This window comes from Streptococcus sp. A11, assembly GCF_043674225.1.
GTDB lineage: Bacteria > Bacillota > Bacilli > Lactobacillales > Streptococcaceae > Streptococcus > Streptococcus suis_V.
Window position 1 is genome coordinate 43,044 of sequence record NZ_JBIMJS010000009.1, and the last position, 24,185, is coordinate 67,228.

Below are 24,185 nucleotides of genomic sequence, written 5' to 3' on the forward strand. Positions count from 1 at the left end.
TCCATGTTAGTAAAAGCAAATCTATCAAACGCAGAAGAATTGCTACCCATTCAGCACCGAGCCTTTGCAGCCCTCTATGAAACCTATCATGACCAGTACAATTCTGCTATTGAAACCATGGACTATTTCCAATCACGCTTTGCACGACCAAATTGTAGCTATTACAAGATTATCGAGGAAGAGCACACAGTCGGACTAGTACGGACAACGGTCGCTGAAGACGCTGAGCAGGGCTGGCTAGGCTTGATTGGTATTGATCCAGACCACAGAAGAAAAGGCTATGGTCACAAGGCCATCAAAACAGAGCCTGAACAGGAAGGTATGGACATGGTCTATATGGAGAAGTGGAAAGGAGATTCAGATGCTTGAACAGTGTCGCAGATACCTGGATTATCAAGGGGTTCATTATTGCAAGCCTGAAAAAGCAGGAGCTTTGGCAGGCGATATGATAGCCTTAAGAAATGTAGCACAGGTAGCACGCAAGGAGTTTCAGACATTAAGTTTAGTCTTAGCTGAGCACGTCAGTCCCTTTGTGCCTGAGAGGGTCAGTCAATGGATGAATCAAGCCCAAATTTGCAGACCACATTTTTGGACCTATTACCGTTTGCCCTCTGCCAGTCTAACGGACTCAGCTCTAGCTATTCGTCTGTATGGTAAGGGAGTTGAGGCAGGGATTTCAGTAGAAGTCAGTTTTATTGAGCGAAAGAAAGTGGAGACCTCTCTGCTTCAGCAAAATCGCGTTCTGAACTGCTCGATTGCGGCACCGCTTTATTATTGGGTGCAAGAGGGACAGGTATTTTATCGCCTGGATGGAACGGAGGAGAATAGACAGAGCCTATTACAAGCCGTTGAAGCAGGACGGATTCGTAAAGTATTGGTCAAGTATGATGTACCGTTTAGAACCGTTGCCTCCGAGGAGGAACTGCTGGAACGCTTGATTCAGGGTTTTTCTCTACTAGAACCCTACTTGAAGATGACACACCCCGCTGGATAATCAGTGGGGTGATGGCAACAAACATCGTAAGGGTATTTGTTTTTTTAGTGTATATTGACAAATTCATTGAATTTTTGTAAAATTGCATTACAACAACAGAACAGATTGATTGACATTGCGTGAAATCCTATAATAGATTGAAGGCACTCTATATGATGGAGCGGAAGAGGAGAAGAGTATGGAGAAACTGAGTCAAGGTTTGGAATGGATTGGTCGGAAGATTTGGGTTTTGCTGCGAGTTTTTATATTTTTGGTATTTTGTGTGATTCCAGATATGATTTTGGAAGAGTCCAAGTCACAAACTGCCTTGGTAATGGCTGGACTGGTGACACTGGGTCTTCTGGTCTTCTTCTGGTGGCGGGCTGAGAAAAATAATCTACCTATCTGGGACAAAAACGTTCTTTCTTGGGACGGTCTGGCAATAGTCATACTAGCCTTTGCTACCATGCAACTGATAGACATGCTTGGTTTCTATTTGTTGGAATTGCAGGGGGCTACGACGACAGCTAACGACGCCTTCATTATCGAATCTTTGAAGGGAGTTCCTTTTGGGCTGGCACTCTTGACAACAGCATTTTTGCCAGCAATTGCAGAAGAGGTTATATTGCGGGGTTATTTCTTTAAGAAATTGTTTGGGTCGCAAGCAGTTGTTGGAATCATTGTTTCAAGCTTGCTTTTCGGAGCCCTTCATGGACCGACCGATCTTGCCTCTTGGCTGATTTATGGGGGAGGTGGCCTCATCTTTTGTATCCTCTATCATAAGACAGGCTACTTGATTTATCCCATCGCTGTCCATTTTATCAACAATGCCTGGTCGGTAGTGGCACTCTACTATTTTCAATAAGCAACAGAAAAGACGATTCCAAGTGGAGTCGTCTTTTGCAATGACCAGTACAAGCCTTGTCACGATAGAGATAGGAATGTCAACAAAGTCCTGACAGTGACCGCATAATTAAATCAACATCTTGGTTTTCTAATTCACGAATGATATGAAGATAGGTTTTCTGGGTCGTTGTTATGCTTGCATGACCAAGTCGTCTAGCAACACTTGCGATAGAAACCCCGGCAAATAATAAAATAGATGCATGGGTGTGTCGCAGGGCATGAATGGTGATGACAGGAAGGTTTGCACTTAGGCAACGCTTTTCAAGAATGGCATTGATGGTAGAGTTGTATATCCGCTCTTTCTTCACGAAAAGTAGGTCATCAGGTTGGGTGTGCTTCAATAAGTTGGCGAATTGGGTGCTGGTTTGCCAGTCGAGTTGGATTTTTCGAATTGAAGATTTATTTTTTGTAGGTAAAAATCCGCCATCTCCTTTATAATTCCATGTTTTATCAATGGTCAATAGCTGTCGGTGAAAATCAAAATCTTGAGTAGTGAGAGCAAGGGCTTCGGAGAATCGAATACCTGTTTTAGCAATCAATAAGATGAGCCAATCCCAATTCAGCTCCTCTCCGAGACGTAATTCTTGTATCAACTGATGAAGTTCAAATTGGTTGAGGTATTTTGTCTTTTTCTTTCGAGGAAGTCTTCCTTTGATAATCACCTTACGTGTCGGATCTCGTTCAATAATTCCTTCATCTACAGCATCTAAAATAGCTCCTTTCAACTGGTGATGAAAATCCATGGTTGTCTGTCGTTCATGTGTTTTAGCATAGCTGTTAATCAATTCTTGGTAACGAACCCGATTCAAATCTTCCAACAACAGACTAGGAGCTAGCCTGATAAGCCACTGCAATGTCATTCTATATTTCTTGAGAGTGACTTCTCGAATGGCTCCTTCCTTGTAAATTCGTAGCCAATTTGCATAATAGTGATGGAAAAGCTGTTTTTCTTTTGATAAGTTCATGGCAGAAGCTCCTTTTTTAATTTTTTTAAATTACATAATTTATTGACATATTCCTGAGAAGATGCTATATTAAGTTTAACAAAAAATGTAATTATGAAAAATTTCAAAGAAAGGAAAATTATGAAATTAGAAGAACTGGCTCACTTTACGGGAGGTAGTTTACAGGTTCGCTTGGATACTACCAGCTGGGAAGATGCTAGAGACTATATCCTCTACAATCAGCAACATCATCAATTGGATGGTTATGAGGTGATAGAAGAAGTGATAGATAGTCGGACTGTGAGGACAGATAGAGAAGTGACTGTGCTAGAAGAAGGTGATTTGCTCTTTAGTTTACTTTCAGGGAAGGCTGTTTTAGTGAGAGCGGAGCACGCAGGCTTACTCTATACACAAAACTATATCAAAATTGAACCCAATGCAAAGCTGGATAAGGTCTTCTTGCTGTATCTGATCAATGAATCCTCGGCTATTAGACGGCAGTTTTACCAAAGCTTACAGGGGAGTGAGGTAATGAAATATACAGTCAAGCAACTGAAAAGTTTACAGCTAGGCGCCTTGCCTCCTTTAGATAGTCAGCAGAAACTAGGAAAAATTTATTTAGATGGATTAGCCTTACGGCAGAAGCGGCAAGCTTATGCGCAAGGAGATTTTTTACGACTAACATATTTGTTAAAGGAAGTTTACGCACATGAATGAATTAGCATTTGAAACAGAATTGATTCAATATATTACGACAGGGACTATTACACAACCGGAGCACCTAGAAGGTCTAGAATGGTCTGTTAGTGATTCTTCGGCCCTGTATGCAGTCAAATCTAAACTGTGGACTTATGAGCCGGGTATCAAGACAACGGAGCAATTATGGGAAAATTTTCGTAATATTCTCTGGCAACACAACCAACATCGATTGGACAACCCCTTGAGCGATACCGAGTTTGCTCAAGTCAAGCAGATTATTTCAGATCTGAAGACACCTTATGAGGCTGGCCAGTTTTTATATGGAATTAGCGGTGTTTCCGAATTGGAAATTACGCTTGATGATGGACGGCATACATTTTTGACAGTATTCGACCAACGTAAGATAGGCGGTGGGGACACTGTCTACCAAGTGGTGAACCAAATTCGTAGGGCTCCTAAAATCCCTGGACGACGAGAATGTATATTCGATACAACCTTGCTGATTAATGGCTTACCTATTATTCAGATTGAAGAGAAAAAGGATACGGTAGATGTGGACAAGGCATTGAACCAAATGCACCAATATATCCAGGAACGGCAATATACGGATATTTTTTCTACCTTGCAGATTCTAGTCGCTATCGCCCCCAACAATGTTCGCTATATGGCCAATACCACTGCGGAGAAATTTAATAAGGACTTTGCTTTCCACTGGCAGCGTAAATCTGACGGTAGTAAAGTTCGGAATTGGAAAGAATTTGCGGATTCCATGCTCAGCATTCCAATGGCCCATCAGATGGCGACCAACTACATGATCTTAGACGGGACACCGCAGAAACAAATGCTGAAAGTCATGCGTCCCTATCAAGTTTACGCCACTCAGGCGGTCATTGAGGGGATAAAAAAAGTCGATTTTGAACTAGGCTGTAACAAGGTTGGCTACATCTGGCATACTACAGGCTCAGGGAAAACGATCACTAGTTTTAAAACAGCTTGGCTGGCAAGTCGAATGCCCAAGGTAGACAAGGTTGTCTTTCTAGTGGATCGTATCGCTTTGACCAATCAGACTAAGGATGATTATCTGGCTTATGATCCAGAAGCTGGGGAAAATAGTTTTGGCAGTATTCGAGAAACTCAAAATACCACAGCCTTGGCACGGCAGTTGACTAGTAAGGATAGTGGGATTATCGTTACTTCTGTGCAAAAATTGGATACACTGGTGAAGAGAAAATCCTTCAAATCACCAGATAAGCATATCGTGTTTATCGTTGACGAAGCCCATCGCTCAACTGGTGGAGATAGTTTTGCAGGGATTCAAAAGGCCTTTAAGAAAGCGGCTTGGATTGGCTATACAGGAACTCCCAACTTAGATGATACAGGTGCTAGTCTGCGGACGCAAGATATTTTTGGCCCTCTTCTTCATGCCTACACTATTAAAAATGCCATTAGTGACCGCAATGTACTAGGGTTTAAGGTGGATTTTGAGACAACCATCGATCAGGAAAAACTAAAAACAACTTACTTACCAGATTTTTATCGGCAAAAATACCCGAAGTGGACAAGTGCACAGATTGAAGAAAAGATTGCCAATCTAAGTCCAGATGATATGGATGATGCGGTGACTTCTAGCGTCTATGATGAAAATCCAGAGCATGTTCGATTGGTAGTCGAAGATGTCTTCAAACACTGGGCAAATCGCTCCGGCAATGGCCGTTACAATGCCTTGTTCACCACCCACGTAGGTGGAGGCAGGGCCTCCACACCCATGGCTATGATGTATTTCCGAGAGTTTCAACGAATCAATCAACTGCATCGAGAGCAAGGAGGTCTGGTCTTGAAGGTGGGAGTGACCTTTGCCTTGAATACTCAAAATAATGATAGCATGGTCGTGTCAAATACTGGTTTGCTTGAAGCTATTACGATCTATAACACAGAATTTGGGACGTCATTTGGCTTGTCAGATGTTGCTTCTTATACAGAGGACCTGGTTAGTCGCCTCAATAGAACAGCCAAGGACAAGAACTACTTAGATTTGGTGATTGTCGTGGATCAGTTATTGACAGGTTTCAATGCTCCTGAGCTCAATACTCTTTATGTTGACCGAACCTTAAAAGGAGCTAGTCTTATCCAGGCCTATTCTCGTACCAATCGTGTGGAGGATATGGATAATAAACCTTTTGGACGGGTGGTCAATTACCGCTGGCCAGCTCATAATGAGAAATTGATGAATCAGGCCTTGGCCATCTATGCAGATGATAGTGCTGCCAATTTATCAGATGCGGAACAAAAAAACAACAATGAAAAAAATGGATTGGTGGCTAAGCCTTTCAAGGAAGTATTTGCTGAAGTCAAACAAACGGTCGACCAATTGAGAGAGTTGACGGGTGATTTCAATGATATTCCGAAGTCTGAGAAAAAGCGTGAGGCTATGTTGGAATTGCTCCGTGCTTACAATCAAGGTCTGTCTAAGCTCAAACAGTATCAGCCGGAGGAGGTTGATGGGGTGATTGAAGGATTTGATTACAATCAGCCGGACCGCTTTATTGAAAGTTTGGGAATGTCTGTAGAGGAAGAAAAACTTTTGACGACGGTCTTAGCCAACGAATTGAAACGAACCTTGGCGAAAGAGCAAAAAGTTAGCATTCACCAAATTGAACTCAAGATGACTCACATCAAGGAAGTGACAATTGACTACGATAAATTGACCGAACTGGTTGAGCTCTTGCTGAATCAGGTTTACGAAGAGAAGATGGTAGAAGCCGCAGCTACCAGGGATGAATTGGATAGATTTGCAAGCGGTTTGGAAGACCTCAACTATGCTGACCAGATTCGTCAAACAGGGGATGCAATCTATCGAGGTGATTTTCCGACACAAGATATGAACTTTGCTTATCCAGTCAAGGGGATTGATAGTCAGAAGATTATCCAAGAAGCCTCGCATGTTTACATTGACAAGAAGCTCTTTGCTTTCCGAATCCAATGGGGCTTGACGGAACATATCCGCAACCAAGAACTACGAGAGTTGTTGGCGAGACATCGATATGGTCAGAATGACTTGGATGATACCGGACACTTACGTACCTTGATAAAAGAAGCTAGTCGCGATTACCAGACCTGGGCAGAAGGTGATGCTGTTAAAGGCTTGAGCAAGATTCAGTACCGTAATCAGTTGAGACAAGCACTATATGATTTGGCCGACGACTTGGTTGGGCAATAGGTTGCGATTTTGTTGGATGATAGCGTATAATAGAATGGAAATCGTCCGAAAAATTGCAAAAATAACTTTCAAAAATGAAACAAAAAGAAAGTAGAAAAGGAGGGACTATGACAAAAGAAAAATCAACCGTACCACGATTGCGCTTCCCCGGATTCACGGACGCTTGGAAACAGCGTAAGTTGGGGGAGGTTGCGATTTCGTTTGACTATGGTTTAAATTCGGCAGCAACTGAGTATGATGGTGAAAATAAATATTTAAGAATTACTGATATAGATGATGATAGCAGAGAGTTCAATATTAGTAACTTAACTTCTCCCGAAATAAACCTATTTGGTCTTGATGAATACAGATTAAGTATTGGAGATATTCTATTTGCACGAACAGGGGCCAGTGTCGGCAAAAGCTATATTTATAGAAGTGTAGATGGAAAAGTTTATTTTGCAGGGTTCTTGATTAGAGTAAAAATCAAAGATACTTTTAATCCTGATTTTGTTTTTCAAAATACCCTTACTTCAAATTATGAGAGATTTATAAGTATCACGTCTATGCGTTCAGGACAACCTGGGGTCAATGCGCAGGAATACTCAAATTATGAAATCATGTTCCCTACCCTCTCCGAACAAGAAGCCATCGGCAGCTTCTTCTCCGACCTAGATCAGCTTATTACTCTTCATCAGCGAAAATTAGATGATGTTAAAGAATTGAAGAAGGCTTTGTTACAGAAAATGTTTCCGAAAGGGAATGGAAACGATTTTCCTGATCTAAGATTCCCAGAATTTACGGACGCTTGGAAACAGCGTAAGTTGGGGGAGGTGGCTACTTTTGCCAAAGGAAACGGTTATTCGAAGAAAGATTTAGTTATTGAAGGTTCACCGATTATTTTATATGGTCGTCTATATACGAAGTATGAAACGGTTATCTCAGAAGTTGATACTTTTGTATCTGTTGAAGATAATAAAAAAAGTGTAGTGTATAGTGAAGGTGGTGAGGTGTTAGTACCTGCTTCGGGTGAAAGTTCACTAGATATTGCTAGGGCTTCCGTTGTTGCAAAAAAGGGCATAATCTTAGGTGGAGATATAAATATAATTCGATTACACTCGGAGATTTTTCCTGTATTTTTAGCACTTACTATATCTAATGGAAAACAACAAAAAGGCTTGAGTAAACGTGCTCAGGGAAAATCTGTAGTACATCTTCATAATTCAGATCTGAAAAAGGTGGACTTGGATTTCCCCACCCTCTCCGAACAAGAAGTCATTGGTTCCTTCTTCTCCAACCTAGATCAGCTTATTACTCTTCATCAGCGTCAGTTGGATCATCTGAAACTGTTGAAAAAAGCCTTGTTACAGCAGATGTTTATATAGAAAGAGGTCAGTATGACATATTCGCAGGATTATTTAGATGACCTTCTGGTACGAATGGCCTATCATTCCAGCGGGATTGAGGGGAATACCATTTCTCTGCCTGAGACGGTTTCGATTATTTTGGAAAGCACGCTACCTGGCAAGCACAAGAGTATCCGTGAATTTTACGAGATTGAAAATCACAAACAAGCCTTCCAAGCTCTGCTATTTGCCTTAGATAATGGGGAAGAGCTGAGTTTGGGACTGGTTAAGGATATTCATGCCTTGTTGATGGACCGCCTCCAGCATGATCGGGGGCAGTTTAAGTCGGTGCAAAACGCTATTATTGGTGCGACCTTCAAGACTGCATCGCCAGAGGAAACGCCTTTTCTTATGCAACAGTGGGTGGATAATGCCAACTATCGCTTGAGGTTGTCTTTGGAAATAGCAGAGCTGTTAGAGGTGCTGGCAGATGTGCATATTCAGTTCGAGCGTATTCACCCATTCAGTGATGGGAACGGCCGGACAGGACGGCTGATTTTGATGTTTCAAAGTATGCTCAAATTGGGAGCACCCGTACTGATTAGTAAGGAAGATCGAGCTCTTTATATGGAGATGTTAGCGGAACAAGATGTGACTGGATTATCCCAATTACTCAAACGCTCCTTGGAGTTTGAACAAGAACGAAAAAACCAGTTTTAAGTCGAGTTTTCAGAAAGCGACTTTCAATCGGAACTATTATTTTTGCCTGAAAATACAATGAAAGCCCTACTTTCACAACTACTTGGAAACAGCGTAAGTTGGGGGAGGTGGCGGAGATAGTGGGAGGTGGAACACCGAGTACATCTATTAATGAATATTGGAATGGTGATATTGATTGGTATTCTCCTGCTGAAATTGGTAAAAAAATTTATGTTTCTTCGAGTCAACGAAAAATATCAGATTTAGGTTTAGAGAAAAGTTCTGCAAAAATGTTACCTATCGGAACTGTTTTATTTACCTCACGTGCTGGAATTGGTAACACTGCGATTTTAGCCAAAGAAGGTACAACGAATCAAGGTTTTCAGTCCATTATTCCGAAAAAAGATAGTCTTGATTCTTACTTTATTTTTTCGCTCACTAATATGCTAAAAAAGCATGGAGAAGTTATAGGGGCAGGTTCAACTTTTGTTGAGGTATCAGGTAAACAAATGTCTCAAATGCCTCTCTCCCTCCCCACCCTCCCCGAACAAGAAGCCATCGGCAGCTTCTTCTCCGACCTAGATCAGCTTATTACTCTTCATCAGCGAAAATGAGATTTTGAGTAAAAAATGAAACAACATGAAAGGATTACAAAAACATGTCAAAAACTATTCAAGCCATTACCAATCAAATTTGGTCTATGGCTAATGAATTGCGAGGAAACATGGATGCTTCGGAATATAAGAACTATATCCTAGCCTTCATGTTTTATCGCTACCTATCTGAGCATCAAGAGCGTTTCTTGGTGGAAGATGAAATTATCAGTCCTGCTCTAGGGGAAACTGTTCAGGATGCCTATGCGCGAGAAGCAGTTGGGAATGACTTGGTAGAGCATTTGGAAAATACAGCTTCTCACCTTGGGTATGCCATCGAGCCTGAAGATACATGGGCAAGACTGGTAGCCAAAATTGATAACAGTGAGATTGTAGCGAGTGATTACCAGACGATTTTCGATCATTTTAATGCCAATGTAGAACTCAATCAGGATGCTATGGAAGATTTCAGAGGCGTCTTTAATGACATCAATCTAGGGGACTCTCGTTTGGGCAATTCAACAGTTGCGCGTGCAAAATCCTTGAACAGTATTGTGAAGCTGATTGACAGCATTGAGTATAAAAATGACGAAGGAAAGGATATTCTGGGAGAAATCTACGAGTACCTTATTGGACAGTTTGCTGCTTCGGCAGGTAAAAAAGGTGGAGAATTTTATACCCCGCATCAAGTGAGTAAGATTTTAGCCAAGATTGTTACTTTAGGTTTGGAAAAATCAGATACTAGCTTCTCTGTTTACGATCCAACCATGGGTTCAGGGTCCTTGCTACTAACAGTGCGTAATGAACTACCTCAGGGCCAGCATATCAAATTCTATGGCCAAGAAATGAACACAACTACTTATAACTTGGCGCGGATGAACCTGATGATGCATCAGGTCGGCTACAGCAATATGATTTTGAATAATGCTGATACCTTAGAAAGTGACTGGCCGGACGGGGTGGATGAACTTGGAATCGATCAGCCACGTAGTTTTGATGCGGTCGTCGCAAACCCACCCTACTCTGCTAAATGGGACAATCGTGAGTCCAAATTGAAGGATCCACGGTTTATGGAATACGGTAAGTTAGCACCAGCCTCTAAAGCGGACTTTGCTTTTATCTTACACAGTCTTTATCATCTGAATAATACAGGGACCATGGCCATTGTTTTACCACACGGAGTGCTCTTTAGGGGAGCGGCAGAAGGCCATATTCGCAAACTGATTATTGACAAAAATTACCTGGATGCAGTTATTGGCTTGCCAGCTAACCTGTTTTATGGCACAGGCATTCCAACCACTATTCTAGTCTTCAAAAAAAATCGTCAGACCAAGGATGTATTCTTTATCGATGCGAGCAAGGAGTTTGAAAAAGGGAAGAACCAGAATCACCTTTCCGATGACATGGTAGAAAAAATTGTTGAGACCTATCACAATCGTCAGTCAGTTGACAAATATGCTCATTTGGCATCAATAGAAGAAATTGTAGAAAACGACTACAATCTAAATATTCCTCGTTATGTTGATACTTTTGAGGAAGAGGAAGAGATTGATATCGGGCAAGTAACGCAGCAACTAGAACAAGATAGACTAGAGATTCGGGCTCTAGAAGATAAGATTCGTCAACAATTAAAGACTTTGGGAGTAGATTTTTAGATAAATGAAAAGAGCGAGTAGGAATTCTACTTGCTTTTTGAATATCCACAATTGCAATACAAATCAGAATTCGCTTACCATTCTGCTGCCGGTTTTTATATAGTCGAATGAATTAGCTTTCAGACAAGGAACTGAGGTGCAGGCAGTACTAGAGTAGAGCAATTCGAAAGTTGCAATGTTTCAAAGCTAATTCAAATGTCTATAGTTTTTTCCGAAACAAAAAAACGCATAAAATTATGTAGTTAAAACTTGCTTTTATGCGTTTTGTTATATCCATCTGTTCTTTGTTAGCTTTAGTTAAGTTCAGATTTATCTGGTAAAAGTATGGCTAGAATGATATAGGCAGTTAAAAAAGGTAAATTAGTGATAATGGCCAAGAAGATGACTACCAATCGAACGTTTTCTAATTTCCAACCGTAGTTTTCGTATAGATTGAAGTAATCATACAGGCCAGCGATGACACCAGCAAGCTCCTTGCGGTTTTTATCTTTGTATAACGTCTTTTTCATACTCTTGTCCTCCTAAGGCTAAGGTTTGATTACTTCCGCCCCACCCATATACGGACGGAGAACTTCTGGAATGGTGACAGAACCGTCTTCATTTTGGTAGTTTTCAAGGATGGCAGCCACGGTACGACCAACTGCTAAACCAGACCCATTGAGGGTGTGGAGCAATTTAACCTTGCCGTCAGCAGCGTCGCGGTAGCGGATTTGGGCACGGCGAGCTTGGAAATCTTCTGTGTTGGAACAGCTTGAGATTTCACGGTAGGTATTTTGGGCTGGAATCCAGACTTCCAAGTCGTAGGTCTTAGCAGCTGAGAAGCCCATATCGCCTGTGCAGAGGGCTAAAACGCGGTATGGCAAGCCTAATTTTTGAAGGATATTTTCTGCATTTGCGGTCATTTTTTCCAATTCATCATAAGATTGCTCCGGTGTGGCAAATTTGACCATTTCAACCTTGTGGAATTGGTGAAGGCGGATAAGACCACGGGTGTCACGACCAGCAGAACCAGCTTCAGAACGGAAAGAAGGGCTCATAGCAGTGAAGTAAATAGGTAGATCTTTTTCTTCCAAAATCTCGTTGCGGTAGTAGTTGGTCAATGGCACTTCCGCAGTTGGAATAAGGACGAAGTTGGTATCCGCCAACTCGAAAGTATCTTCCTTGAATTTTGGATACTGACCAGTACCAAACATAGAGTCGTGGTTGACCATGTAAGGCGTGATGATTTCCTGGTAGCCTTCTGCGATATGCTCGTCCAACATGAAGTTGTAGAGGGCACGTTCTAAGCGGGCACCCAAGTTCTTGTAGAAGAGGAAGCGGGCACCGGTTACTTTTGCCCCACGTTCCCAGTCCAAAATATCCAGGTCTTCGCCCAAATCCCAGTGAGCTTTTGGCTCGAAAGTGAATTCACGAGGTGTTCCCCAACGGCGAACTTCCACGTTTTCTTCTTCGTCTGCACCAACAGGGACAGAATCGTGAGGCGTATTTGGAAGAACTGCAAGAATGGCATTTAGTTTTTCATCAATTTCCAAGAGTTGAGCGTCTAAGTTTTTCACATCCGCAGACAATTTTTGCATGGCAGCAATCTTGTCATCAGCGTTTTCCTTATTGCGTTTTGCTTGGGCAATCTCCGCAGAAACGGTGTTGCGCTCTGCTTTTAATTCTTCTACAGTAACCAAGATTTCGCGGCGTTTAGCATCCAAGTCCTTGATGTCTGCCAAGGTTTCAGCAGCCACACCACGAGTAGCAAGTTTGGCAGCTACTCCGTCAAAATCTGTACGAATACGTTTGATATCTAGCATAGATGTCTCCTTTAGAATAAAAAACACAGAATGAGAGATGCTGGAGCGATAGTTACCGCGGTTCCATCCAGCTTCACATTCTGTGCACTTTAAGTATGTCATTTTTAGCCAACGGTAGAATTTCATATCCCTTGTTTATCTGCTCACAGCGACCGCAGACTTTCTGAAAAACGCCTGATACTACTTATCCGTTTGTCTTATTATACTTGATTTTTTATTTTTTTGCAAATAGATTTGAGATTTTCTGTCCTAGAATTTGCAGGAGAGTTGGTAATTTGACCACCTTATCATTGCCAATATGTTCACGAGCAATTTTTAGGATTTTACCAGAATCTTTAGAAGCAAACAGGAATTTACCGCTATCAGTATAGACTTCGAAGTGGCGACTGATTTTCTTGTTGGAAACATTGGCACCGATTTGATCGATAGATGTCCAAGGAATTTGAACGTAATTTTCAACGTTGTTATCAGCATAAAATTCCAGAGCTTGATCACCTAGCAGGAACTTGCCAACCGTTCCACCTGCAAGACTGAGATAGGAAACGCCTGTTGTGGATAGTTCGACGTGTTTGTTTAATGATTGTGCCATAGTTACCTCATTTCTTGTTTAATTATACCATAAAACCCCGCATGAGCGGGGTTTCTTAATGGATTACATAATTCCAAGTAGGCGAGCTGCGATACCGAATGCGAACAAACCAACGATGATAGTGATTGGAGAAACTTTTTTCTTCAACAACCACATACATAGGAAGGTAAGAAGCAAGTGCATGAAGCCTGGGATAAGACCGTCCAAGTTTTGTTGGAAAGTAGTAACTTTAGTTGGAGTTTGTGACAAACCTTGACCAACCAATTCAAAGGCTTTTTGGATACCTTCGTAGCCTTCTGGCAATTTATCCCACTCGATGTAGGCACCTTCTGAGAGTGGAACTTCAGAAACCGTGAAGTTGAAGCCGATAGATACCCAACGTTGAGCAAGTACGGCAAGGATGAACATACCGAGGATAGAAGCCCCTTTAGTGATGTCTTGGAGGATACCACCTGACATATCTTTAGTGATTTCTTTACCTGATTTGTAACCAAACTCTTGAGTGTACCATAGGAAGCTCATACGGATAGCGTTCCAAAGACCGAAGAAGAGGATTGGGCCAAGGATGTTACCTGACACAGCAAGTGAAGCACCTAGGGCACCAAGGATAGGACGTACTGTAAACCAGAATACTGGGTCACCGATACCAGCGAGAGGTCCCATCATACCGATTTTCACACCTTGGATAGCAGCGTCATCGATGTCAGCACCGTTTGCACGCTCTTCTTCAAGGGCAAGTGTTACACCGACGATAGGTGCAGCAACGTATGGGTGTGTGTTAAAGAATTCCATGTGGCGTTTAAGAGCCGCAATTTGATCTTCTTTCTTAGTGTAAAGTTTTTTGATAGCTGGAACCATTGTGTAAGCCCAACCCAAGTTTTGCATACGCTCAAAGTTCCATGATGCTTGAAGGAAGGTTGAACGCCAGCAAATCGCTTTACGATCTTTTACTGAAAGTTGAATTTTTTCTGTCATGATTGTGTTCTTCCTTTCTTCTTAGTAGTCTTCTAGGATGTCGCCGATTGGATCGTTAGAACCAGCTCCGCCACCGTTTCCACCTTTTTTAGAAAGGTTAAGGTAGATGAAGGCAAGAGATACACCGATAGCACCAAGAGCGATAAGTGTCAATTGGCTAACAGCAGCAAGAGCGAAACCGATAGCGAAGAATGGCCATACTTCACGAGTAGCCATCATGTTGATAACCATAGCGAAACCTACGGCAACAACCATACCACCACCGACGTTCATACCACCTGACAACCAAGCTGGCATAGATTCAAGAGCAGCTTGAACAGCCTCAGTTGGGATAGCAAGAAGAAGGGCAGCAGGAACAGCAATACGAAGACCTTGAAGTGAAAGAGCGATCAAGTGGTAGCGCTCAAGTGCACCGAAATCACCGCGTTCTGCAGCAGCGTCAGCACCGTGTACAAGGGCAACAGATGCAGTACGCACAAGCATTGTAAGGAAAAGACCTGCAACAGCAAGAGGGATCGCAAGACCTTGAGCAACTGAGATAGCAGTTGCTGAGAAGTCACCACCCTTAATCAAGATGATAGCGGCAGCAACAGAAGCAAGGGCAGCGTCTGGTGCAATCGCAGCACCGATGTTTGACCAGCCAAGAGCAACAAGTTGGAGAGTTCCTCCAAGCATAACACCAGCTGTTAGGTTACCGGTAACAAGACCGATGAGGGTACATGCAACGATTGGTTGATGGAATTGGAATTGGTCAAGGACACCTTCCATACCTGCAAGAAAGGCCACAAAAACGACCAAAATTGCAGAAATAATTGAAATATCTGACATATTTATAATCCTTTCATATTTCTGATAATCACACAGTGTTAATCAGTTATTATTTAACATCTGCCTTGTTAATCAAGTCAAACAAATCTTTTGGTGAATCGTTTGGAACTTTACGGACATCGAATTTGACACCAAGTTCACGCAAGCGTTCAAAGGTTGCAACATCGTCCTTATCCATAGAAAGAACAGTGTTCACCATTGTTTTACCTGTTGAGTGAGCCATAGAACCAACGTTCAATTCCTTGATTTCTACGCCACCTTCGATTGCTTCAAGAGCTTCTTGAGGTGTTTCAAAGAGAATCAAAGCGTGTGTGTTACCGAAGCGAGGATCTTTAGAAACCTCAATCAGTTTCTTGATAGGAACAACGTTTGCTTTAACGTTTCCTGGAGCCGCTTGCTTGATCAATTGCTTACGAAGGTCGTCTTGTGAAACTGTATCTGAAGCGACGATGATACGGTCAGCCTTAGAAGCTGGAGTCCAAGCAGTAGCGACCTGACCATGCAAGAGACGAGTATCGATACGAGCTAAGTTGATTTTCAACTTACCATCACCGATAACAGTTCCTGGTGGGATTGCTCCTTTAGGTGCTTGAGCAGCACTTGCAGCTGGAGCAGCCTCAGCTGGTTGAAGTTCTTCTGGAAGAACCTTGATACCATCTTTGGCTTCCTTGATAATGTTTGCGGCAACCTTTTCAACCCCTGCAGAAGCATCCATTAGACGCTCTGTGTAGGCTTGAATTAGCATTGGCAAGTTAAGTCCGGTGATGATGGCTACTTTGCGCTCTGGATGTTCCCCAGCTAAGCGGCTCGCTTGGTTAAATGGCGAACCACTCCAAAGGTCAGCCAGCACCAAGACTTCATCATCTGCGTCAAACGCGTCAAGGGCGTTATTGAGCTTGGCATAGAGATCATCTGGACCTTCACTTGGCATAAAAGTAACAACTTGTACTTTTTCTTGTTCGCCAAAGATCATGGAGCCAGACTGATGAATGCCAGCTGCAAATTCGCCATGACTTGCAATAATGATTCCAATACTCATTATTGTACCCCCTAAAATTTTTCTTGTTCTATGGTAGCGATTGGAAAAGGCTTTCATAGAACCAACTTACTTATTATAAATCGCTTTCATTACTTTGTCAACCAATTTTGTGACAATTTTTGCAATCTTTCTGAAAAGTTACACATTATTTCTTGCATATTATAATGATATAAAATTGATAAAACTTGCTTCATACAAGGAATAAAAGAAAAAGGATTAGAAATATAGACTTTCCAAACCTTTTTATCCTTATAAAAATAATTTTTCCAATTCTCTGGCAACACCGTCTTCAAAATTAGCGAATTCGGTCAATCGATCGGCATGGGGGCATAGTGAGTCGCTGGCATTTTTCATGGCGTAGGCTGTTCCGGCTAACTCCAGCATCTCTATGTCATTGTGTTCATCACCAAAGGCAACCAAATCTTTTGGACTGGCCTGCATCTGGTCGAGCAGATAGGTTAGGGCAGTGGCCTTGTTTACTCCCTTGGCACAGGTTTCTAGGATATTGAGCGGACCGCCCCAGGTATTGATTTCTAGTTCGTTATTGAAATGGGCTTTCATTTCCTTGGCTAGTTGATACTTGTCAGCTGCTCTGGTCTGCATGAGGATAGAGTGGGGGTCGCTGGTAATCAATTCTGGCCTAATCAGGGTTTCAGGGGTGATTTGCTCAACTCCCATTAAAGCTGGGTCAATCTTGTCCAGATGATCCTGGGTAATAAAGAATTTATTCTTGTATTCGCCTGCGATGAAGTCCGCCTCAAAGGTAGACTCTTCCTTTAAAAATTCCAATAGGTATTTTTTATCAATCAGAATATTCTTTTCCCAAGCCCATTTTTTCTCCGGAATATGGATGAGGGAACCATTGAAGTTAATCATGGGTGTATCCAGCTTGAGCTGATGGTAAAATTGGTCAGCCATACGGTAAGGGCGACCTGTTGCGATGATGACGGTATGGCCAGCTTGGCGTACTTTTTGGATGGTCGCAATGGTGTAGTCAGATAGCTGACTTTCCTTGTTTAAGAGCGTTCCATCCAAGTCCAGAGCGATGATTTTTTTGGTCATACCGGTCACTTCCTTCTAGCATAAAATAAGTACTGTTCAGTATAACAGAATCAGGAACTATTTGCAAAAATACTTATCTTTTTGATGAGACAGGCTTATATCACTTAGAATGTTCGTTATTTACGAATGAATAACTGTGATTTTACAAAAAATAACGCTTTCAGCATTAAAATTCTTGAATTGTGAATATTTTTTGTTTATAATTCAAGTATCGTTCGTAAATTAAAAGGAGAGAAACGAAAAAATGGATAAATTTTTCAAACTTAAAGATCATGGGACGACTGTTTCAACTGAAATCATGGCAGGTCTTACGACATTCTTCGCTATGTCTTATATCTTGTTTGTGAACCCTAGCATCCTCAGTGTTGCAGGTATGCCTTCTCAGGCAGTTTTCTTGGCAACCATTATCGCTAGTGCGGTTTCAACTTTGGTTATGGGTCTCTTTGCCAATGTACCTTATGCCTTGGCGCCAGGTATGGGTCTCAACGCCTTCTTTACTTATACTGTTGTTATTGGACTTGGTTTCACCTGGCAGGAAGCTTTGGCAATGGTATTCCTTTGCGGACTCTTCAACGTCTTTATCACAGTGACCAAGGTTCGTAAGAGCATCATCAAAGCTATTCCAATTAGCTTGCAACATGCTATCGGTGGTGGTATCGGGGTTTTCGTAGCCTACCTTGGCTTCAAAAATTCAAACCTAATTACCTTCCTGACGTCAGCTTCGGATATCATCACAGTTAATGGTGTTGCTCCTGCTGATGCGACAGCTGAAACCTTCTCAAACGGGGTCTTCTCCGTGTTTGCAGGTGGTGGCGTTGTTCCAGCCATCTCAACCTTTACAGATCCAAGCGTTCTCTTGACTGTTTTTGGTCTTCTCTTGACTGCTGTCTTGGTCATTAAAAATGTTCGCGGTGCGATTTTGATTGGTATCATTGCTACGACTCTTGCGGGGATTCCAGCTGGTGTGGTTGATATTTCTGCTATTGATTTTGCCAACAATAATATCGGTTCTGCTTTTGCTGAGCTTGGCACAACCTTCCTAGCAGCCTTTGATGGCATGGCTTCACTCTTTGCGGACTCTAGCCGTTTGCCACTAGTGTTGATGACCATTTTTGCCTTTAGCTTGTCAGATACTTTTGATACCTTGGGAACCTTCATCGGTACTGGCCGTAAGACAGGCATTTTCTCTGAGGAAGATGAGAAGGCGCTTGAAAATAGTACAGGCTTTAACTCTAAAATGGACCGTGCTCTCTTTGCAGATGCTATCGGTACGTCAATTGGTGCGATTTTTGGTACGTCAAATACGACAACTTACGTGGAGTCTGCGGCTGGTATTTCTGCAGGCGGACGTACTGGTTTGACAGCTGTGACAACTGCAGTTCTCTTCCTATTATCTATCCTCATTTTGCCATTCGTTGGTATCGTGCCAGCAGCGGCAACTTCACCAGCTTTGATTATCGTCGGTGTGATGATGGTATCCAGCTTCCTTGATGTGGATTGGCAAAACTTTGAAGATGCGCTTCCTGCTTTCTTCGCGGCCTTCTTCATGGCCCTTTGCTTCTCTATCTCTTACGGTATTGCGGCAGCCTTTATCTTCTATTGCTTGGTAAAAGTTTCGACTGGTAAGGCAAATGAGATTCACCCAATCCTCTGGGGTTCAACAGCACTCTTTATCTTGAACTTCATTATCTTAGCGATTATCTAAAGCAACTTTGAAACTGGGGAGACCCAGTTTTTTTGTTGGGTAGGACCATGACAAACTAGGGGAAGCTATGCTATAATGTTAGACATGTATAGTCAAAATGAACAAGAATTACAAGCTATTGGAAGAAAACTAGGAGGATTGCTTAGGGCAGGGGATGTCCTTGTTTTATCAGGTCAGCTAGGTGCTGGGAAAACGACCTTGACCAAGGGAATTGCCCTGGGACTGAATATTGAGCAAATGATAAAAAGCCCAACCTATACCATTGTAAGAGAGTATGAGGGTCGTCTGCCACTCTATCATTTAGATGTCTATCGGATTGGTGATGATCCGGATTCCATTGACCTAGATGATTTTTTGTATGGCGATGGGGTGACCGTGATTGAATGGGGAGAGTTGTTAGATGCCGATCTCTTGGACGATGTTTTTACAGTTCGTATTGCCATCGAAAAGGACGGTCGGAGGTTGGAGTTTAGTGCGTCAGGACCGCGTAGTGCCCAATTGAAAGAGTTGTTAGATGATTGTTGAGAAGGAAATTTATTTTCAGGAAGCAGAACCAGCTGATGCCCAATCCTTTATTGACTTTATGAACCAGGTCGCAGGCGAAACCGATTTTCTTGTCATGGATGAGACGGGGTTTAGGCTTGGTGTCCAAGATATCGAAGATATTTTTACGGCTTGCATAGAAAATCCTCGGGAGCTGCAGTTGCTGGCCAAGTTAGACGATGAAGTCATTGGAGTAGTGTCGGTCAAGTCCTCCAGTCAGTTTCGGATTAGTCATATCGGAACTATTTTTATTGCGGTTAAAAAAGCCTACTGGGGACAGGGACTGGGTTCCATCTTGCTGGAGGAAGTGATTCATTGGGCTGAGGAAATGGATTTGCTCAAGCGTTTAGAATTGACGGTTCAGGTCCGCAACCAAAGAGCAGTGGCTTTGTATGAAAAATTGGGCTTCAAGATTGAAGGGACTCTGGCAAGGGGAGCTAGAACAGATGAGGGAGATTGGCTAGATTTGTATTCTATGGCCAAGTTAATAGGTGAATAATGAAAATAGGAACTAAAATTTTATTGATGTTCTTGTCCATCCTAGCGTTGACAATCGGGGCAGGAGCAATCTATACCGCGACTTTTTTGAATTACTCGACCGGGGAGATTGCAAAGACTTTTCGCTCTATCGGTAACCGAGAAGATGAAGGGATTATCGAGGCTACTGAGCCCTTGACCATTCTTTTGATGGGGGTGGATACCGACCAGGCAACTCGGGGTCTGGACTGGGAAGAAGGGCGGAGTGACTCCATGATTTTGGTGACGGTCAATCCTCTAACTAAGAAAACGACCATGATGAGCTTGACGCGTGACATCATGGTAGAGATAGCCAATAAGAATGGTCGTTCTAGTGATAAGATTGAGAAGTTGAATCACTCCTATGCCTATGGTCAGGCGGCCATGTCCATTGCGACCATTGAGAAGATGATGGATATTACCATCAATCGCTATGTCGAAATCAATATGGATGGCCTGGTGGAGCTGGTTGATGCCATCGGTGGTATCAAGGTCAACAATACCTTGGGCTTCCCGATTACTATCGATGAGTATGAACCTGCCTACACAGCTGTCGTTCCACCTGGGGAGCAATTGGTCAATGGAGACCAGGCCTTGGTCTATGCCCGGATGCGTTACGATGATCCGGAGGGAGATATTGGTCGGCAGAAGCGGCAGCGTGAGGTTATCCAGGCCCTGGTGACCAAGCTCTTGCAATTGGATGGATTTACGCAGTATAAAAAGATTTTGAAAGCTGTCTCTAAGCACATGCGGACGGATTTTGTGATTTCAAATTCAACCATTCCTAGTCTTCTGGGCTATAAGGATGCTCTGAACCAGGTTGAATCCTACCAATTGGGTGGTGAAGGTCACACAATTGACGAGTTGTCTTACCAGATACCGACGGCGGCCCATGTTTTGGAAATGCAAAATGTCCTCAAGGAATCCTTGGGCTTACCAAAAGTTTCTAAAATCAAGACCAACATCAAGGTTTTGGAATATCTCTTTGGACAATCCAGTCCAATCGAGGTCATCAATGCCTATACTAATGATATCGAAGTTGAAGCCAACGGTGAAACCTACGAACCGGAAACAGCGCCAACCTACGATATTGACTATAGCCAAACAGAGACCTCTAAGTCAAGAGATTCGGAGTCCAGTCAGGTCGAAACCTCTTCTAGCTCAGCAGAAGATGGCCAGTGATAGACAATCTCGAGTTTGTACATAGAAAGAAGCCTAGGCAAAAAGTCTAGGCTTGCTTTCTTTCGTTCGTGTCAACATATCAGCGCAGTGGTTGGTCTCTCCCCAGACTGTTTTTTGATACGAACAGAGTTAGTTCAATTTCCAACCTTCAAAGGTTCCCCGAACCTTTGAAGCTATGCGGGGTGGAGTTAAAGGTTCCTGTGGAGGTTTTAAGCCCGAGCCAAGAAATAGGAATGCGAGGCGGTCTGGGGATAGACCGTTTTAGGTCAACAACAAGAAATAGAGACTTGTTGACGAACTCTTCTTAGCTTTGACGAGTTCATTCCCGCTCCCAATGTTGAGAATCTTCTGTTTTGTATTTATCAGTAAATTTTTGGATTTCAGTCAGGTTGCCTGCGATACTCTGCTGGTAAACCTTTAGTTGGTACTGTAAATCCTTGCTGAGTTCCTGGACAGGCGCCTTGAATGAATTGAGCAGGGCTAACTGGTCTGTTATTTTCTGCTTATCTGCCTGGATACGTTGGACCAGTTCTTTGGTTTCTTTAGCCTCTGCAGCGATTTCCTTGCGGTGTTTTACAGCCTGGTAGGCCAAATGAGCAGCTCCGACGGCTAGCAGTAGGTGGCGAAGTTTCATGATTATTCTCCTATGTAGAGGTCTTGGGCTAGTTGGGCTAGGGCTGGGAAATCAGGTTCATTTGTTGCAAATCGGATATCCAGGCCATCTTGTCCCTCAAATCGAGGCAGTAGGTGGATATGGGTATGAAAGACCGTTTGACCAGCAACTTCCTCATTATTATTGACAATATTGAGTCCGCTTGCTCCTAGTTTGTCTTTCAAGTGGCTAGCGATAGCTGGAATGGCTGAAAATAGTTGGCTGGCTGTTTCCTGGTCCAAGTCTAAGACATTACGAAAATGTTTTTTAGGGATGACCAAGGTATGGCCTTTAGTTACCTGGGTAATGTCCAAAAAGGCAAGAATATGTTGGTCTTCATAGACCTTGGAAGAAGGGATTTCTCCTGAGACAATTTTACAAAAAATACAATCTGACATAATGCAACCTCTTTCTAGGATTTTTGGTATAATAATTATATCAAATAATAGGACGAAATGTATGTTAGAAGTAAAAAATATAACAGGTGGCTATGCCAATATTCCTGTTTTACATGATGTAGATTTTAAGGTGAAGGATGGGGAGCTAGTCGGCTTGATTGGCTTGAATGGTGCCGGGAAATCAACTACTATTAAAGAAATCATCGGTCTCCTAAGCCCTTACAAAGGAGAAATTCTAATTGATGGGCAGGGGATCAACGAAGACATGGCTACCTATCGAAAAAAAATTGGTTTTATACCTGAAACGCCTAGTCTCTATGAGGAACTGACCCTGAAAGAGCATATCGAGTTAGTGATGATGGCCTATGATTTGGAAGCTGAATCTGCCTGGGCGCGTGTTCAAGAACTATTGGCTATTTTTAGGCTGGAAGACCGTTTGGACTGGTTCCCTGTGAATTTTTCAAAAGGCATGAAACAAAAGGTCATGATTATTTGCGCCCTTATGGTTGAGCCGAGTTTGCTGATTGTCGATGAACCTTTCTTGGGTCTGGATCCGATTGCGATTGCGGATTTAATTAACTTGCTCAATCAAGCAAAGGCTCAGGGAAGCTCCATTTTGATGTCCACCCATGTTCTCGATTCCGCTGAAAAAATGTGTGATCGGTTCGTTATCCTACATAAGGGTCGGGTCAAGGCTACGGGCAATCTGATTGACCTACGCCAGGAATTTGCCATGCAGGATGCTAGCCTTAACGAGATTTATCTTAGTTTGACCCAAGAAGGAGGGCAGGGATGAAGGCGCTCTTTGGTCAACGAAAAAATCTATTTTTAAGGCAGTGTGCAACCTATCTTCGTTATGTACTGAATGACCACTTTGTTTTGGTTGTTTTGGTACTTTTTGGCTTTCTGGCGTTACAGTATCGGCAGTTGCTAGAAAACCTGTCCAGTCAGTCCTGGTTGCTGTACGTTATTTTGGCCCTGGTCAGCTTGCTGCTATTCTTGGCAGGCAATGTTGCCACCTACGTAGAGGAGGCTGATAAGATATTCCTACTATCAAAAGAAGCTGAAATGCCTGAAATCTTCTTTGCTGCCAATCGCAGGGCCTTTTTGGTCTGGGCTAGCCTCCAACTTGTTGGTCAATTGATTCTACTCCCGCTCTACCTCAAATTAAAACTTCCTATTCTACTTTTTATTCCATTGATTTTCATGCTAACCATTGCCAAATATTTCTATTTTCGATGGAAACTCCTGGCCTTTATGGAAGAAGAAAGGGTGGACTGGGAACAGGCTCTTCAATATGAGAGCAAGAGAAAAACGTCGATATTGAAATTTTTCTCCCTCTTTACCAATGTTAAGGGGCTGACTAGCTTTGTCAAACGTCGTTCCTATTTGGATGGGCTACTGGGGCATATTAAAAAAGAAACTGGCTTTACCTGGGACTATCTTTTCATGAGGGCCTTTTTGCGCAGTGGGGACTACCTTTCACTGGCTCTTAGACTGGTAATCTTATCCATTGTATTTTTTGTTACGGTGAGGGAATCCTGGCTCTCAGTAGGATTAGCCAGTTTATTTCATTATTTGCTCTTGTTCCAATTGCTTCCGCTCTATCACGCCTATGATTATCAACTGATGGCCGAGCTTTTGCCAGTCGGTCCAGACAAACGACTGATTAGCTTTAAACGAGTCCTGCGACAGATTTTGTATCTTTCCTTGATTTTGCAGTCTGTGCTAGGCCTATTGCTGCTGGAGGAAAAGCAGTATTTGCTGGTCTTTATTGGAATCGGAATTCTTTTAAATCAGCTCTACCTGGATAGTAAAGCGAAAAAATTGATTGACTAAATGGCCTAAAACTAGTAAAATAGTAAGGAGTTTTTAAAGGAGGA

The 24,185-nt window shown here is 42.6% G+C and carries 24 protein-coding genes and 1 pseudogene; 15 read left to right on the forward strand and 10 right to left on the reverse strand.

Annotated elements, in window-relative coordinates:
* Positions 1-3 precede the first annotated feature (3 nt).
* The 3 genes from ACHBIF_RS06495 to ACHBIF_RS06505 all read left to right on the forward strand — a co-directional run bounded on the left by ACHBIF_RS06495 (position 4) and on the right by ACHBIF_RS06505 (position 1,838).
* The gene (locus tag ACHBIF_RS06495; protein WP_394719406.1) at positions 4-369 is read left to right on the forward strand and encodes a GNAT family N-acetyltransferase; all 366 of its coding nucleotides are present in this window, start codon (positions 4-6) and stop codon (positions 367-369) included.
* Positions 362-994, forward strand: a complete 633-nt coding sequence (locus tag ACHBIF_RS06500; protein ID WP_394719408.1) for a hypothetical protein — start codon at positions 362-364, stop codon at positions 992-994. The genes ACHBIF_RS06495 and ACHBIF_RS06500 overlap by 8 nt, the downstream gene beginning before the upstream one ends.
* A 178-nt stretch (positions 995-1,172) precedes the next feature.
* Positions 1,173-1,838, forward strand: coding sequence for a CPBP family intramembrane glutamic endopeptidase (locus ACHBIF_RS06505; protein WP_394719410.1), 666 nt, complete (start codon positions 1,173-1,175; stop codon positions 1,836-1,838).
* Positions 1,839-1,917: 79 nt separating this feature from the next.
* Here ACHBIF_RS06505 and ACHBIF_RS06510 read toward each other — a convergent pair whose 3' ends face one another.
* The gene (locus ACHBIF_RS06510) at positions 1,918-2,844 is read right to left on the reverse strand and encodes a site-specific integrase (protein ID WP_105111582.1); all 927 of its coding nucleotides are present in this window, start codon (positions 2,842-2,844) and stop codon (positions 1,918-1,920) included.
* 120 nt (positions 2,845-2,964) lie between these two features.
* Here ACHBIF_RS06510 and ACHBIF_RS06515 point away from each other — a divergent pair, with 120 nt between their 5' ends.
* The 6 genes and pseudogenes from ACHBIF_RS06515 to ACHBIF_RS06540 all read left to right on the forward strand — a co-directional run bounded on the left by ACHBIF_RS06515 (position 2,965) and on the right by ACHBIF_RS06540 (position 11,011).
* Complete coding sequence (locus ACHBIF_RS06515) at positions 2,965-3,540, forward strand: restriction endonuclease subunit S (RefSeq protein WP_257104856.1); 576 nt, start codon at positions 2,965-2,967, stop codon at positions 3,538-3,540.
* Entirely contained in the window at positions 3,533-6,739 is a 3,207-nt protein-coding gene (locus tag ACHBIF_RS06520; RefSeq protein ID WP_394719413.1) for a type I restriction endonuclease subunit R, read from the forward strand. Before ACHBIF_RS06515 ends, ACHBIF_RS06520 begins: the two co-directional genes overlap by 8 nt.
* A 107-nt stretch (positions 6,740-6,846) precedes the next feature.
* Complete coding sequence (locus tag ACHBIF_RS06525; RefSeq protein ID WP_394719415.1) at positions 6,847-8,103, forward strand: restriction endonuclease subunit S; 1,257 nt, start codon at positions 6,847-6,849, stop codon at positions 8,101-8,103.
* A 12-nt stretch (positions 8,104-8,115) separates the two neighbouring features.
* Positions 8,116-8,784, forward strand: coding sequence for a Fic family protein (locus ACHBIF_RS06530; RefSeq protein WP_394719417.1), 669 nt, complete (start codon positions 8,116-8,118; stop codon positions 8,782-8,784).
* A gap of 71 nt (positions 8,785-8,855) precedes the next feature.
* Positions 8,856-9,374, forward strand: a pseudogene (locus ACHBIF_RS06535) (restriction endonuclease subunit S); the annotation flags it as partial.
* A gap of 47 nt (positions 9,375-9,421) precedes the next feature.
* Positions 9,422-11,011, forward strand: coding sequence for a type I restriction-modification system subunit M (locus ACHBIF_RS06540; RefSeq protein ID WP_394719419.1), 1,590 nt, complete (start codon positions 9,422-9,424; stop codon positions 11,009-11,011).
* A gap of 293 nt (positions 11,012-11,304) precedes the next feature.
* Here ACHBIF_RS06540 and ACHBIF_RS06545 read toward each other — a convergent pair whose 3' ends face one another.
* The 7 genes from ACHBIF_RS06545 to ACHBIF_RS06575 form a co-directional block, all read right to left on the reverse strand.
* Entirely contained in the window at positions 11,305-11,520 is a 216-nt protein-coding gene (locus tag ACHBIF_RS06545) for a PspC domain-containing protein (RefSeq protein ID WP_172060284.1), read from the reverse strand.
* 18 nt (positions 11,521-11,538) lie between these two features.
* Positions 11,539-12,813 (reverse strand): serine--tRNA ligase, encoded by a 1,275-nt coding sequence (gene serS / locus ACHBIF_RS06550; RefSeq protein WP_394719421.1) that lies wholly within the window; start codon positions 12,811-12,813, stop codon positions 11,539-11,541.
* A gap of 214 nt (positions 12,814-13,027) precedes the next feature.
* Complete coding sequence (locus ACHBIF_RS06555; RefSeq protein ID WP_105160027.1) at positions 13,028-13,402, reverse strand: DUF956 family protein; 375 nt, start codon at positions 13,400-13,402, stop codon at positions 13,028-13,030.
* A gap of 63 nt (positions 13,403-13,465) precedes the next feature.
* Complete coding sequence (locus tag ACHBIF_RS06560; RefSeq protein ID WP_105118524.1) at positions 13,466-14,377, reverse strand: PTS system mannose/fructose/sorbose family transporter subunit IID; 912 nt, start codon at positions 14,375-14,377, stop codon at positions 13,466-13,468.
* A 21-nt stretch (positions 14,378-14,398) separates the two neighbouring features.
* Positions 14,399-15,205, reverse strand: coding sequence for a PTS mannose/fructose/sorbose transporter subunit IIC (locus ACHBIF_RS06565; RefSeq protein ID WP_105118523.1), 807 nt, complete (start codon positions 15,203-15,205; stop codon positions 14,399-14,401).
* A gap of 49 nt (positions 15,206-15,254) precedes the next feature.
* Positions 15,255-16,244 (reverse strand): mannose/fructose/sorbose PTS transporter subunit IIA, encoded by a 990-nt coding sequence (locus tag ACHBIF_RS06570; RefSeq protein WP_394719424.1) that lies wholly within the window; start codon positions 16,242-16,244, stop codon positions 15,255-15,257.
* Between the two features lie 249 nt (positions 16,245-16,493).
* The gene (locus tag ACHBIF_RS06575) at positions 16,494-17,306 is read right to left on the reverse strand and encodes a Cof-type HAD-IIB family hydrolase (protein ID WP_105122952.1); all 813 of its coding nucleotides are present in this window, start codon (positions 17,304-17,306) and stop codon (positions 16,494-16,496) included.
* Positions 17,307-17,550: 244 nt separating this feature from the next.
* On the opposite strand from ACHBIF_RS06575, the gene ACHBIF_RS06580 reads away from it, so the two are divergent.
* From ACHBIF_RS06580 to ACHBIF_RS06595, 4 genes are all read left to right on the forward strand, one after another.
* Positions 17,551-19,011, forward strand: a complete 1,461-nt coding sequence (locus ACHBIF_RS06580; RefSeq protein ID WP_105111594.1) for an NCS2 family permease — start codon at positions 17,551-17,553, stop codon at positions 19,009-19,011.
* A gap of 84 nt (positions 19,012-19,095) precedes the next feature.
* Complete coding sequence (gene tsaE / locus ACHBIF_RS06585) at positions 19,096-19,536, forward strand: tRNA (adenosine(37)-N6)-threonylcarbamoyltransferase complex ATPase subunit type 1 TsaE (protein WP_394719452.1); 441 nt, start codon at positions 19,096-19,098, stop codon at positions 19,534-19,536.
* Positions 19,529-20,053 (forward strand): GNAT family N-acetyltransferase, encoded by a 525-nt coding sequence (locus ACHBIF_RS06590; protein WP_105111601.1) that lies wholly within the window; start codon positions 19,529-19,531, stop codon positions 20,051-20,053. Before tsaE ends, ACHBIF_RS06590 begins: the two co-directional genes overlap by 8 nt.
* Entirely contained in the window at positions 20,053-21,252 is a 1,200-nt protein-coding gene (locus ACHBIF_RS06595) for an LCP family protein (RefSeq protein WP_394719427.1), read from the forward strand. The genes ACHBIF_RS06590 and ACHBIF_RS06595 overlap by 1 nt, the downstream gene beginning before the upstream one ends.
* Positions 21,253-21,571: 319 nt before the next feature.
* Here ACHBIF_RS06595 and ACHBIF_RS06600 read toward each other — a convergent pair whose 3' ends face one another.
* Both ACHBIF_RS06600 and ACHBIF_RS06605 read right to left on the reverse strand, forming a co-directional pair.
* Entirely contained in the window at positions 21,572-21,886 is a 315-nt protein-coding gene (locus ACHBIF_RS06600; protein WP_105111603.1) for a chemotaxis protein, read from the reverse strand.
* 2 nt (positions 21,887-21,888) lie between these two features.
* Complete coding sequence (locus ACHBIF_RS06605; protein ID WP_105160222.1) at positions 21,889-22,302, reverse strand: HIT family protein; 414 nt, start codon at positions 22,300-22,302, stop codon at positions 21,889-21,891.
* 61 nt (positions 22,303-22,363) lie between these two features.
* Between ACHBIF_RS06605 and ACHBIF_RS06610 the strand changes: the two genes are divergently transcribed.
* Both ACHBIF_RS06610 and ACHBIF_RS06615 read left to right on the forward strand, forming a co-directional pair.
* On the forward strand, positions 22,364-23,098 hold the full coding sequence (locus tag ACHBIF_RS06610) for an ATP-binding cassette domain-containing protein (RefSeq protein WP_172073676.1): 735 nt from the start codon (positions 22,364-22,366) through the stop codon (positions 23,096-23,098).
* On the forward strand, positions 23,095-24,141 hold the full coding sequence (locus ACHBIF_RS06615) for an ABC transporter permease (protein WP_394719430.1): 1,047 nt from the start codon (positions 23,095-23,097) through the stop codon (positions 24,139-24,141). The genes ACHBIF_RS06610 and ACHBIF_RS06615 overlap by 4 nt, the downstream gene beginning before the upstream one ends.
* Positions 24,142-24,185: the final 44 nt, after the last annotated feature.